At 42.6% G+C, this 13,823-nt stretch carries 9 protein-coding genes and 1 pseudogene; 3 read left to right on the forward strand and 7 right to left on the reverse strand.

Annotated elements, in window-relative coordinates; genetic code table 11:
* Positions 1-88: 88 nt before the first annotated feature.
* The 4 genes and pseudogenes from ACR5KR_RS28275 to ACR5KR_RS28290 form a co-directional block, all read right to left on the reverse strand.
* Positions 89-403 (reverse strand): RNA recognition motif domain-containing protein, encoded by a 315-nt coding sequence (locus ACR5KR_RS28275; RefSeq protein WP_194047264.1) that lies wholly within the window; start codon positions 401-403, stop codon positions 89-91.
* A 405-nt stretch (positions 404-808) separates the two neighbouring features.
* On the reverse strand, positions 809-1,669 hold the full coding sequence (locus ACR5KR_RS28280; protein ID WP_445628546.1) for a 3'(2'),5'-bisphosphate nucleotidase CysQ family protein: 861 nt from the start codon (positions 1,667-1,669) through the stop codon (positions 809-811).
* A gap of 82 nt (positions 1,670-1,751) precedes the next feature.
* The gene (locus ACR5KR_RS28285; RefSeq protein WP_448268805.1) at positions 1,752-2,609 is read right to left on the reverse strand and encodes a sugar kinase; all 858 of its coding nucleotides are present in this window, start codon (positions 2,607-2,609) and stop codon (positions 1,752-1,754) included.
* Between the two features lie 125 nt (positions 2,610-2,734).
* Positions 2,735-3,268, reverse strand: a pseudogene (locus tag ACR5KR_RS28290) (PadR family transcriptional regulator); the annotation flags it as partial.
* 406 nt (positions 3,269-3,674) lie between these two features.
* On the opposite strand from ACR5KR_RS28290, the gene ACR5KR_RS28295 reads away from it, so the two are divergent.
* The 3 genes from ACR5KR_RS28295 to ACR5KR_RS28305 all read left to right on the forward strand — a co-directional run bounded on the left by ACR5KR_RS28295 (position 3,675) and on the right by ACR5KR_RS28305 (position 6,602).
* The gene (locus ACR5KR_RS28295; protein ID WP_445628548.1) at positions 3,675-4,088 is read left to right on the forward strand and encodes a hypothetical protein; all 414 of its coding nucleotides are present in this window, start codon (positions 3,675-3,677) and stop codon (positions 4,086-4,088) included.
* Positions 4,089-4,224: 136 nt separating this feature from the next.
* Positions 4,225-5,199: a DNA polymerase III subunit delta' gene (locus ACR5KR_RS28300; protein WP_448270358.1), complete on the forward strand. Its 975-nt coding sequence runs from the start codon at positions 4,225-4,227 to the stop codon at positions 5,197-5,199.
* Between the two features lie 209 nt (positions 5,200-5,408).
* The gene (locus tag ACR5KR_RS28305) at positions 5,409-6,602 is read left to right on the forward strand and encodes a Coenzyme F420 hydrogenase/dehydrogenase, beta subunit C-terminal domain (RefSeq protein WP_448268807.1); all 1,194 of its coding nucleotides are present in this window, start codon (positions 5,409-5,411) and stop codon (positions 6,600-6,602) included.
* A gap of 323 nt (positions 6,603-6,925) precedes the next feature.
* Here the strand turns inward: ACR5KR_RS28305 and ACR5KR_RS28310 are convergent, their stop codons facing one another.
* From ACR5KR_RS28310 to ACR5KR_RS28320, 3 genes are all read right to left on the reverse strand, one after another.
* Positions 6,926-7,285, reverse strand: coding sequence for a VOC family protein (locus ACR5KR_RS28310; protein WP_448268809.1), 360 nt, complete (start codon positions 7,283-7,285; stop codon positions 6,926-6,928).
* Between the two features lie 153 nt (positions 7,286-7,438).
* On the reverse strand, positions 7,439-9,064 hold the full coding sequence (locus ACR5KR_RS28315; protein WP_448268810.1) for a response regulator: 1,626 nt from the start codon (positions 9,062-9,064) through the stop codon (positions 7,439-7,441).
* Positions 9,061-13,791 (reverse strand): PAS domain S-box protein, encoded by a 4,731-nt coding sequence (locus tag ACR5KR_RS28320; RefSeq protein ID WP_448268812.1) that lies wholly within the window; start codon positions 13,789-13,791, stop codon positions 9,061-9,063. The genes ACR5KR_RS28315 and ACR5KR_RS28320 overlap by 4 nt, the downstream gene beginning before the upstream one ends.
* Positions 13,792-13,823 lie beyond the last annotated feature (32 nt).

Here is a 13,823-nt window from a genome sequence, read left to right on the forward strand (position 1 = left end):
ACTAGATACCAAATAAAATATTCCAGCAGAATGGAGCCTTTGGCTTTATCTGCTGGAGACTCTAAATGTGAAATTTTCAGGAATTGACTTAGTAGCGATTATTGTTGCGGCGGGCATTATTACCGCCACCCCAGCTACCGCGAGAGGAGTTGCTTCTTTCCTCACGGGGTTTAGCTTTGTTCACTTTCAAATCACGTCCCATCCACTCAGCACCATCAAGTGCATCAATGGCAGCTTGTTCTTGTGTGTCTGATTCCATTTCCACAAAAGCGAACCCACGCGGCCGGCCTGTTTCCCGATCTGTGGGTAGTTGAACACGGTTTACTGTTCCGTATTCTGCAAAAGCCTGCTTTAGGTCCTCTTCTGTAACCTGATAGGACAGGTTTCCGACGTAAATTGACATAGAAATCTCCGAATTCAGGGAGTGTAGAGAGTTAAATTCGGAGAGACGGTTTTTAGAAATCAAAACGAGTTACTCAACCGAAAATAATCTTTATGTCCATGAGTGTAGCACAGCATTCAGTCTTTGAATATTGTCTGATAGTGAATTTTATTCACAAATCAAACCTTTAAAGACGGTTTGCAGACTTTCTAAAGACTGGCTTTTTTTGCTTGTACTATATCAAGTTACACTTTTAATCGGAAATCGTAATTAACTCGCGATCGCCTAGATATTTAGTGTTTTCAAAATTAACCTGTGGACTAAGAGGTAAAGATTATTATTGGTAATACGATTAATCATACCACGATCGACAGTCTTAAAAGCAAATTAAAGCAAATTAAAAAATATTCATCATCCAGTATCCCGTTAGCTATGGTCAAACTGCGCTAAGATACCTTCTGCTTTTTTACATAGTAATTCGTGATATTCACCATTACTAGCTAGCAAACCTCCCCATTGATTGATATCACCAGTGTTATACTGCAACGGCGTGCCATCGAAGTGAGTAAACTGACCACCGGCTTCTGTTAAAATCAATTCTGGAGCGGCTATATCCCAGTCTTTGGGCGCAGACTTGCCGGAAAGGGAAATGTAGATATCTGCCTGTTGCTCAACAATGGTGGCGATTTTGCAGCCTACACTACCCACAGATTTCTGATTTTGACAGGGTAAATTTTGTAGCAGGCGATCTAACCGTTGGTTGCGGTGAGAGCGACTAACGACTAAGGTTAAATCTTCAATTTGTTTACCTGAAGACACTTGTATAGGAACAGATTCGTTACGGGTTTCTACAAATGTACCCCCGCCTTTGGTAGCGTAATATAACTTATGAGCCTCTGGTATTACTACCACTGCCAACACTGGGCGTGTTTCTTTGACTAAAGCAATGTGAACTGCATAGTCGCCAGTTTTTTCGATAAAATCTCGCGTGCCATCCAAAGGGTCAATTATCCATACCCAAGGGGCAGAAGCCTGTCTACCACTACTTGACGATTGATAAGTTTCTTCGCTGATGTAAGCAAAATCTTCATTACCCAAAGTTGCTTGTAGCCTCTGTAAAATGTATTGACTCACAGCGACATCGGCAACAGTGACAGGCTCATTCTGCTTATATTGGACTTCTAAATTAGGGTCTTTTGCTGTGCCGTGGTAATACGATCGCAGTATATCTGCTGCGCCCCAACCTACCTCACGAGCGATCGCTAATATTTCTTGTAAATCTTTCATTAATTTAGCCTATTTAAAAATATGTATAACGTTGATTAGGGGCGCACAGCGATACTTAGTCTAACTAATTACGAATTACGAATTATCTTAAATCCATCCAACGCCGAGTACCAAAAAATTTACAGGAATCAGCAGCAATATTAGCTGCAAATGTCAGTGCATCAGTAAAGCTTTCCCTTAAAATGTAATGACAGAAAGCACCGTGGAAAATATCTCCAGCCCCTAACGTATCAACCGCTTGAATCTGCGGCACATCTACGATACCAGTTTTAGTGCCACTCAAGTATTCAATTGGTTTTTGTCCGTGAGTAATGGCGATATGAGGAATGTCAAATCCACTGAGATAGCTAAAAACGTCTTCTCCAGTCTGGCAGTTGGGGGGATAAAAATTAGCTGAACAGATAGCATAATCTACGAACGGTAGAATTTGTTCAAATCCAGGCTTCCAACTACCACCATCGATCGCTACTGGGATATTATTGGCTTTAGCCATTTGAGCTATGGAATCACCAACCGCCATCTGATGTCCATCAATCAGTATGATATCGACATTCTGCAAAATATCTGGCGGAATAGATGCGTTGCTAGCTTGAGTTTTCACAGCATTGATCGAAACCACAGCGCGTTCACCTGTGGCTTGAGTGACAATAATCGAAGATACAGGCGGTACTAAATCAGTGTTAGGCTCAAGGTCTGCGATCGCAACTTTGTAATTTGTCAAGTCATCTCGAATGAGCTGCGTCATTGGGTGAGAACCCACTACACCTAAGACTGTAGCCTGATTTCCTAAATAATTGAAAGTTACAGCCGCGTTTGTTGCTGGGCCCCCTGCCGCTACAGTATAGTCAGTAGCGACAATCTTCTGATTATTCTTAGGGGCTGAGTCAGCAAGGTAAATCAAATCTAAAGTTACTAAACCTACAAATAATCCACGATTCATCTGCTGTTTCGTTCAAAATTCAATTCTGATTCTGGCTCACTTCGACTCCTTTCGACTTCGCTCAAGGCAAGTCGCTCAGTGACCTCCTGGCTCCTGAATTCTTTCTTGGTAAATGGATATGGCTCTTGGCGACTGACAACTTCGATTACTGTCTTTAACCAATCAATATAAATTTCTTCTCTTCGGATTATCAACTCCAGCACCAGCCTTTGCATCACCTGCTGGCGGTTGGCAGATTCATCACCGATTGATGGCAAATCAATGGTTTCACATTCAGCCAGCTTTTTGCTTCGAGCCGCTAATTGTTGCTCCAGTAGATCAATGATGGTTTCATTCGACAACTGATCTGCAAAATGCAACTGGACGAGTAAAGGTTCTCTGATAGTCGGTAAGGGCTGATGAATCCCTAGCCATCGCCTAAATTCCGCTTTCCCTAGCTCCGTCACACTGTAGACTTTGCGGTTGGGGCGATCGTGTTGAATCTCAATGTTACAGGTAATCCAGCCTTGCTCAACTAGCTTATCGAGAGTTCTGTAAATTTGTGCCTGATCTGCTGGCCATAAATGGGCAATGCATTGATCGAAGCAGCTCGTTTTGAGGTCGTAGCCCGTCATTTCTTGCTGCTGAAGAAGACCTAAAATTACATTTGCTAGCGACATGAAGATGGTTTTCCCATAATTGATATTTTCTCGCTCGGTTCTACACTGTGTTCTGCTTATAATTTTATGCTAATATATGATTAATCAGATATAAGACATAACGGTTATAAAAAGATATGTTCATTATAATGCTTCTTAGCAAGGAAACCAAATAGATAAAAAACTCCATTCATCAAGGCATGGGGAAGAACAAGGGAATAGGTTAAAGGTTACAGGGTACAGATCGCGATCGCGTGTATTTCTGGATCGACATCTAAACCTAAATCAAAGCAAGGTTAAAGGTTACAGGGTACAGATCGCGATCGCCTGTTACCTGTCACCTCTTCCCCAATCCCAATGCCCAATTCTCAATGCTTAGAAATTACTTAAGCCATTGAAGACTATTGTAACGAGAGGATAAGTAACATTGACTTCTAACACACTTACAGAAAGAATACGTCAGCATCAATATCTGCGCGATTTACGAAACAAATTACTCCACCTTCACAAGATGTTGCTGGAGACAGAACGCATTGCCTACGAACAGATTAGTGGACGAGTATCAAGTGGAGAACTTCTTCAGCTAGTCATAGCTCACGAACAATTTGCTTGGCTACATCGCATTTCTGAGATGGTTGTGCAAGTTGATGAAATGCTCCAAGCAGATGAACCGATATTGCTGGAAGATTTCCAAAAATTGATTGCTGATGTCCGTACACTCATTGTACCGTTAGAGACGGGTAATACCTTCGAGAGAAAGTATTACAACGCTCTCCAGCGCGAACCTGGTGCTGTGTTGGCACACGCGGAGATATCCAGATTTCTCACGTCTAAGGTTTGATTGCTAATTTACCCAAACAGTGCTGAGTACAAAAGTAAGAATCGTACTCAGCACTTGGGCACTCATCAACCAACTGCCACCAAAGGCTGAGGTATTTCAGCTTTATGCCATATCGATTGTCCTGTCACGTCGATTAATGACTAACGATCCATTTGCACCAGTTATCGGACAACAGCAAGCTATAGAGTTACTCACTCAGGCTGTCAGACAAAACCGGGTTTCTCCAGCCTACTTATTTGTGGGGCCAGATGGTGTAGGCAGGAGTTTAGCAGCCAGATGCTTTGTGGAATTGCTATTTTCTAATGGGATGGGAGTTACTGCATCTTTACAAAACCGTTTGCGTCAGGGCAACCATCCAGCTTTATTGTGGGTGGAACCAACGTACCAATACCAGGGACAACGATTAACAACAGCAGAAGCAGCCGAAAAAGGACTCAAGCGTAAAGCCCCTCCTATAATTCGACTAGAGCAAATTCGGGAAATTACCGAGTTTTTAAGTCGTCCCCCTTTAGAAGCGCCGAGAAATGTGGTAGTGCTAGAAGAAGCGCAAACAATGGCTGAAGCCGCAGCCAATGCTTTACTTAAAACCTTAGAAGAACCGGGACAGGCGACATTAATTTTAATTGCACCGACACTTGAATCTGTGTTGCCGACTTTGGTATCACGCTGTCAACGCATTCCTTTTTATCGCTTAGATCCACAGTCTTTAGCTGTTGTACTCACACAAACAGGTCATCAAGAAATTTTGTCAAATCAGGCAGTATTGAGCATAGCAGCTGGTAGTGCAGGAAGTGCGATCGCATCTTATGAGCAATTACAAGCTATTCCCGATGAGTTACTCCAAGACTTGAAAAAAGCGCCTAAATCTTACCGTAATGCCTTAGAGTTAGCCAAAAAAATTGATAAGGATTTAGATACAGAAGCACAATTGTGGTTAGTTGATTATCTTCAGCAATTTTACTGGCAGCAGTGGCATCAACCTAGTATCATTAACCATCTGGAAGAATCTCGAAAATACTTACTTTCTTACGCTCAACCACGGCTAGTTTGGGAATGTCTGCTTTTATCTGTGTATCAAAAATCAAATTTTATTTCTCCTACTTATCGCTGAGTGCGATTGTATTTCTATAGTTCCTCATCAAAGCCTCAGTAGAATATTTAATTAATTCGTAGCGAAATAAATTAGGCAAAACTCTGCATTACTTTGCGTCTCTTTGCGTTTCAAAATATTACAATGTCTTCTTTATCGTCTATCGTCAAGTTCATAGCGAGTGAAGGTATTGTAATAAAAGCGATTCCTGGATAAAACAAAAAGTTTATATGACCTCAGTTTCTCCTCACAAAAAAGCCAGAGCCTTAAAACCTACCAGCCGCCGCCCAGCCAAAGAACTCTGTAGCGAGTGCGGGCTATGCGATACATATTATATTCACTATGTCAAGGAAGCTTGCGCTTTTATTAATCAGCAAATAGGCGAACTTGAAGAAGAAACACACACGCGATCGCGCCATCTCGAAAACCCCGATGAACTCTACTTTGGTGTTCATCAAGACATGATAGCGGCGAAGAAACAGCAGCCCATCGAAGGCGCACAATGGACGGGTATTGTGAGCAGCATTGCCATTGAAATGCTGAATCGCGGCTTAGTTGAAGGTGTAGTCTGCGTGCAAAACACCAAAGAAGACCGCTTCCAACCCATGCCCGTCATCGCCCGGACTCCAGAAGAAATACTAGCAGCACGAGTAAATAAACCAACACTTTCCCCGAACCTTTCCATATTGGAACAGATAGAAAAATCGGGGATGAAACGGCTGTTGGTAATTGGTGTTGGTTGCCAAATCCAGGCATTACGAGCCGTAGAAAAAGAACTTGGTTTAGAAAAGCTGTATGTTTTGGGTACGCCCTGCGTAGATAATGTTAACCGCGCCGGACTGCAAAAATTCTTAGAAACCACCAGCCGATCGCCTGATACAGTTGTACATTACGAATTTATGCAAGACTTCCGGGTTCACTTCAAACATGAGGATGGCTCATCAGAAACAGTGCCTTTCTTTGGCTTGAAGACCAACAAACTCAAAGATGTCTTTGCACCATCCTGTATGAGTTGCTTTGATTATGTTAATTCCCTAGCCGACTTAGTTGTTGGTTATATGGGCGCACCCTTCGGTTGGCAATGGATTGTAGTTAGAAATGACACTGGTAAGGAAATGCTGGATTTAGTGAAAGACCAGTTAGACACTCAACCAGTAACGTCTAAAGGCAACCGGAAAGAAGCCGTACAACAAAGTATTCCCGCTTACGATAAAGGCGTTACCCTGCCGATGTGGGCAGCAAAACTGATGGGTGTGGTAATCGAAAAAATCGGCCCCAAGGGTCTAGAGTATGCGCGATTTTCCATTGATTCTCACTTTACTCGGAATTATTTGTATGTGAAGCGCAATCATCCAGAGAAATTAGACGCACACGTTCCAGAGTTTGCCAAACGTATTGTTGGGCAATATAAATTACCAGAATAGAAGTGGGGTATTGGGCATTGGGCATTGGGCATTGAGAAGAGACAAGGTAGACAAGGAAGAGGGGGGAGATAAGGGAGAGACTTGTTCAATAATTCCCCCTTGTCCCCCTCATCTCCCTCTTTCAAGGGCAGGCTTTTAGGCTTTCGATAAATAGTTGAGAATGTTCTCAATTATTGAACGTAGTTTTAAGTTCTCAGACAATGGTTTTGGTTTTAAAATCCCAAAAATTTGTCTAATCAAAAAAACCTGCCCCAGAAAGCTCATCTCCCTGCCCCCTGCCCCCTGCTCCCCTGCTCCCCTGCTCCCCTGCTCCCCACTCCGGCTCACTGCTGACTCAACTCGATAATATTCCCATCCGGGTCTTGAGTGAACAGGGCAGCGCGACCGGAGGCGCTAGCTTGAATGGGATAATTCTGATTGAGGAATTCTTGTTTGGCGGCGTCTAAGTCAACTACTGTGAAGGCGACATGGGGATTACGTCCCCATTTTTCGTTTGGGTTTTCCGTGGGGACAGTGGTTGCAACTATCAGGTGAATTTGATAGTTACCGACTTGATACCATGCACCAGGGTAGTTTAGGGAACGATCGATTTTGGATAATCCCAATACTTTGCCATAAAAATGTTCAGAGCGTTCTAAGTCAGTCACAAGAATCGCTGTATGGAGACTTTGGGTAATCTGCATTGTCGGTAAGATGTTAGTAAGACGCGATCGCGTTTATTTAGATTTTGGCGTAGTTTGAACTCTTTCGGAGAGCGAGGGAGGCAGGATAAGAAGAATTAATAACCAACACCTAATGACAAAGGACAAATGACAAATGACAAATGCCAAATACCATCACAAACTTAAAGGCAGCTGAACTGTAAACGTTGTCCAGCCCTGAGAACTGGTAACTTCAATCGTGCCTTGGAGATATTCTACTAACTTCTTAACCAATGTTAAACCTAATCCTGTGCCGCTTTCTTGCCAGCGTTCGCTTTCAGGAATCCGGTAAAACGGCTCAAAAATTCGAGATTGTTCTTTTTTCGGAATTATCACCCCAGAATTGCTAATTGTGATTTGAAAATAAGGAACTTGAAAATTATCTAATACACCAGATTTAGCATCCTCATCAAGCGGACTTTTTGTGATATATATTAGCTGAACGTTTAACACAATCTGTCCATCAGGTGGAGTGTATTTACAAGCATTGTTGAGTAATTCTGAGACAATTTCAGTCAGGCTAGCCAAGTCTGAAACTAAAGGTGGTAAATCTGGAGAAACACTAACTTGCAAAGACTGTTCTCTAGCTTGAGCGCGTTCTTGAAAATACTCGGCAACGTGAGGCAGCCAGTTTTGAAGTTGAATTGATGTTAATTCCAATGGATAGACATCTGCATCAATCATTCGTAGATGCAGTAAATTATCTACCAAATCCAGTTCTTGTTCGCACTGTTCGCGCACAATACGTAAATAGCGGTCTACAGATTCAGATGGGGGAAGTGTGTTTGAATTTAAGATACCCTGGCGATCGAGAATATTTTCTAGCACAGAGATTGCCATTTTGATGTTTGACAAAGGCGTTCGCATTTCATGAGAAGTGGTTGCCAGAAAATCCTCTTTTAATTGGTTCAGGCGTTGCAGTTCTGCCACTCTAACTTCTAGTTGTTGAGCGCGTTCAGCTGCGAGATTGCGTTCTTCGGTTAACCGTCGTCGCGTGTCATCCCGAAAAACAAATACGGCTCCGGTAATTACACCATTGTTATTTCTCAGGGGAGTAGCGCTATCAGCTATTGGTATAATTGTCCCGTTTCTAGCAACTAGTAGAACACCACTGCCTAAATATATAATAGTTTCTTGTTGGAGGGCTGCAATAATTGGATTTTCTATCGGCAACTGAGTTTGTTCATCAATGATTTTGATAACTTCAGTTAACGTCTTGTCTTTAGCTTCATTCCATTGCCACCCTGTTAAAGCTTCAGCTACCTGATTGATATATTTAATATTTAATTGAGTATCGACTACAATTACCCCATCGCCCATTCCTCGAAGTACAGAACTCAAAAATTGCTCGCGATCGTAGCGATTTAATGCTGTTTGAATGGCAACATAAAGTTCTTGCTCTTTAATAGGTTTGAGAATGTATCCAAAGGGGGATGTCAGCGTTGCTCGTTCGACTGTACTTTTATCAGAGTGCCCGGTGACGTAAATAATCGGAATTTGCAAATGATGCCAAATTTGCTCTGATGCCTGGATACCATCTATTTCACCGCGTAATCTGATATCCATTAAAATCAAGTTTGGGCGTAATTCAGTTGCTTTTGCAATTGCCTCTTCGGCAGAATCGGCAATATCTAAAACAACATATCCTAAAGACTCTAAAGTTTCTTGTAAGTTGATAGCAAGGATATATTCATCTTCAACAACAAGGACTCGAACTGCTTCTTTTATCTGTGTGTTTGATGAGATGTCAATTATGTTCATGTCCGGCTGTTTGTAAAAGTAATTTTGAACTCTGTACCCTGTTGAGAGTCAATTTCAAGTTTTCCTCTTAGTTGCTTGACTAAACCCTGTACAAGGGTTAAACCTAGTGTTTTAGTTTTCTTACTATCAAAGTTTTCAGGTAAGCCAACACCATTATCTCTAATAATGAGTGTCAAAGTAGATGCGGATTCTTGATAAAACTTAACCTCAATTTTTCCTCCGCGATTACCAACAAAAGCGTATTTTAAAGCATTAGAAACCAGTTCGTTGATAATTAAGCCACAAGGAATGGCGGTTTCGATGTCAAGGCTAGCATTATCAACTTGAATATGTAGTTGAATCTGGCTGGAACTGACATTATAAGAATCAAATAAATGAGTTGTTAAATCTGGAATGTATTGAGCAAAATCAATATCAGCGAGGTCTTCAGAACGGTATAGTTTTTCATGAACTAGGGCAATGGAAGCAATGCGGTTTTGGCTATCGCGCAAAATAGCTGTCACCATAGGATCTTGTGTTCGTCTGCATTGCATTTGCAACAAACTGCTGACAATTCCTAAATTGTTCTTAACACGATGATGAATTTCTTTGAGTAATACTTCCTTTTCTTTTAGAGAGGCTTTGATTTTTTCTTCCGCTTGCTTTTGCTCGGTGATATCTTGTTGGATAGCCACAAGGACACTTCCATACTCAGGATGTTCAAAAACAGAAGCGGTAGCGCTACACCAGAATGGAGTGCCATCTTTTTTAATATTATGGACTTCATAAATTGCTTCACGGTGTTCTAAAATAGCAGTGCTAATCGCCTGATTAATATCTTCAGGTGTATTATTTTCATCGCCATAGTTAACAATCGATACGTGCTGACCAATTAATTCACCAGATTCATAACCAAACATCTGCTCGAATTTAGGATTGGCGTAGACAAACACGCTATCTGTAGCACGAACTAAGCAAATTCCCTCCGCCATGTTGCGGGTAATGACTGCCTGCAACTCTAACATTTGTTCAGCGCGTTTGCGATCGCTGATTTCAACTACCACAATGCCCATGCTCATAGGTTCATCAGCTTCAGACTGAATCGGAAAATAGGAAGCTAGCCAAGTCCTGATTACACCTGGAAATTTTGGGGTTTCTCCCCTAACTTCCAAATCTAAAATCGGTTCACCCGTTGTTAAGACCTGTCGAAAGACTTGATCTTGGTTCCGTGCTATATCAGGGACAATCTCCCACGTTGTCTTGCCAATATGCTCTGCTGCGGGAATGCCATTAATTTCTGCTAATGCTTCATTAATCAATGAATAACGCAGTTCCCGATCGAGAATGGTTATCCCAACAGGTGCATTATTGATGAAGGTATCCAATAACTTTTGCTTGTGGGCTAGTTCTCGCTCTAGAATTTTGCGTTCTGTGATATCAATCGCCACTCTACCCACTAGCTTTTGTGCAGACAATCCGAGAATCGGGAATTTGTATACCAAGAACTCACCGAGGGAACCGTCTGGTCGAGGAGCAAATTCAATCACCTCAATTGCCTGATTTGTCTCTATGACTGTGCGAATGCGATCGAAATGCTGCCGAGCAATTTCATCTGGGTAGAGGTCAAAAATAGATTGCCCAATTACCTGTTCGGGTAGTAATTTAAATGTCCGCAGGTATGTTTGATTTAAGTAAAGTACACGCCCATCTGTATCAGTGATGCAAGCTAGCACTGGGCTGTTGTTCATAAATGCCTGGAATCGAGCTTCACTTTCTTGCAAAGCTGCTTCTGCTTGCTTTTGTTCGCTGACATCAATAATTACTCCTAACATCCGTACAGGTTCGCCTGCTTCGTTGTAAGCAGCACGCCCTTTCCCCGTGAGCCAGCGAACCCTGCCATCGGGAAAAATCACTCGATATTCACCTTGAAAATTAATATGTTGTGCCAGTGCATTTGATACAGCCTGTTCGATTCGGTCAACATCCTCTGGATGCACGCGATCGCGCCATAATTGATAGCTGGCTGCTGATATTTCTGGCTCTAAACCTAACAAACGAAAATGGTTGTCGTTCCAGATAACTTCGCCTGTTTGAACATTCCAATCCCAAAGACCGATGTGATTAAATTCCAACGTTAGTCTCAGTTGTTCTTCACTTTTGGCTAAGGCTGCTTCGGCTTGTTTGTGTTCGCGTAGCGCGGCTTGTCGATCGCTGATATCCCGATGAGTACCAGTCATTCGCAGAGGATTACCATCTGCATCTCGCATCACAACCTTGCCGTAGTTGGCAATCCATTTGTATTCCCCTGACTTAGTGCAAAGCCGATAGTCAAATTTGTACGGTATTGAACTGTCCTTGAGGTGAGCTGCCAAGATTTTCTCCACCCAAGGTAGATCGTCTGGATGAACTAATCGCTGCCAAGTACTCAAATTCTGTGGGAGTTCATCAAAGCGGTATCCGAGCATTTCTAAATAGCCAGGGCTGTAATACACCTCTTTAGTCAAAATATGCCAGTCCCACAAAGCATCTCCAGAAGCCTCAAGGGCTAATTGTAGTCGTTCCTCGCTTTCTCGGAGAGCTATTTCTGCTCGTTGCTGCTCTTTTTCACCATACTTCCGGGCAGTAATATCCGTGATTCGTACCAGTTGCATCACAGTACCAGCGACTGTGATTTGCTTGGCGGCGATATTTCCCCAAAAGGGTTTGCCCTGCTTAGTAATATATTCAACTTCTCGACTCCAAAACCCTTGCTGTTTAATTTCTTCCATAAAAGTGGCGATTTCATCGGAAGTAAAGGGTTGTTTTTGTAGAGTATTACTTTCAATATTAATCAGTTCAGCTTTACTAGAGGCTGCAAATAGCTCCACTGCTCGATCGTTACAGTCAGCGATCAGTAATGTTTCAACATCTACCAAAAAAAGTGCATCAGCGGATTCGTTATAAACAGCTTCTAGCAGGTCACGACTACGGATGATTTCTAACTCATTTTGTTTACGTTCTGTAATATCTATAACCGCTCCCAACAGTTTAACTGGCTGTCCTTGAGCGTCATAAGCTATCTCTGCTTTTGATTCAACGTAGCGCACCGAACCATCAGGTCGGATAATTCGATACTCAAGATTGAAAGGGGCTTGTTGAGCAAAGGCATAGCCCGTTGTAGACATCATCTTTTCGAGTTGGGCTTTGACCAAGGCGCGATCGTCTGGATGAATTATTTGGAGAAGTTCCGTCTGGTCGGGTTCGCCTTGAGTGGGATTTAGACCAGAGATGCGAAAGGTTTCCATTGACCAGGAGCGCTTTTTCGTTTCTAAATTCAATTCCCAACTGCCTACATGGGCGATTTGTTGAGTAGTAGCTAGCAGTGCTTCACTTTGTTGGAGCTTTTCTTTAGCCTGTTTGAGTTCGGTAATATCTCGCCCTTCTGGAATCAACAAAACAATTTGACCTGTCTCATCTAAAAGCGGACGGAGTGAAAAATCGATTGTTGCTACCCGATTATTTGCACCAAGAACGTCAACTTCATAGCGAATAAACTCTCCTTGGGCTGCACGAGCGATCGCTTGTTTTAATTCTGCTTGAGTTTGCGGTGAAATTGTCCACCAGTGTGCTTCCCAAAAAGGGCGATTGATGACATCTTCTAGTTTCAGTCCGGCAAAACTTAGCGCCGTCTGGTTCGCTTCCAGTAAAATGCCAGCTGGCGTTAGCAGTCCGATGAACTGGAAAGTATTATTGAAGATGGCACGGAAACGGCGATCGCTTTGGTGCAATTTGGCAGTGCGTTCTTGTACCTTAGCTTCTAATTCAGTGTTGAGGATTTGGAGATTGTGGTAGAGTTCGGCTTGTTGGATAGCGATCGCTAGTTGCACCGTCAGTGAAGAGAGCAATTCCACCTCAAATGTCTGCCATTGTCGCGGGGCAAAACATTGATGTACGATAAATAGCCCCCAAAGTTCAACTGCTTGAGTCCCCTTGCTTTCTAACAAAATCGGGACAACTAAATTCGCCTTCACCTGAAATTGTTCCAAAAGTTGAATATGGCAATCACTTAAACCCGCTTCGTAGATGTTTGTAACTGCCCAAATTTTTCCTCGGCGATATTCTCCCCCCAGATTTTCCTGAAAACAGGTATCTTCAATCTCCAGTCCGAAGATTGATGTCCATTGGGGTAATACTGACTCCGCGACGATGTTACCTCGCATTTGAGGCGTAAATTGATACAGCAGTACTCGATCGGCGCTTAGTAACTTGCGGACTTCTTGAGCACTCGTGGCAAGGATATCTTGAAGTCTCAACGATTGGCGGATATTAAGAGCGATCGCACCTACTAACTTTTGTTGTTCTTGTTGTTGTTTTAGCTGCCGCATTAGCTGCATCTGCTCGATCGCCCCATGAACCGCTCGACGTAAATTATCAGAAGTCAGTTTTCCCTTGACTAGATAATCTTGCGCCCCACTCTTGATTGCTTGGACTGCGATCGTTTCGTCTCCCTGTCCCGTCAGTATAATTACTGAAATTATAATGTGAGAAGTTTGTCTCTGTAGCTGAGTGAGAAATTCCAGCCCGTCTAAATCTGGTAATCGATAGTCCAACAAAATCACATCTGGTATTTTCCCTTGACAAGCTTGTAGCGCCTGATTGCCAGACTCAAATTCGTAAATATCATAAGTGTAGCGATCGTCCCGCTTTAGGAAGCGTCGATACAAAGCTCTATCTTCAGCAGAGTCTTCTACAAAAAATACAGTTGTCATGTTGTCGGCCTCCTAAGACAGCTGTGGGAGTG

Source organism: Nostoc sp. DSM 114159 (genome assembly GCF_053470285.1).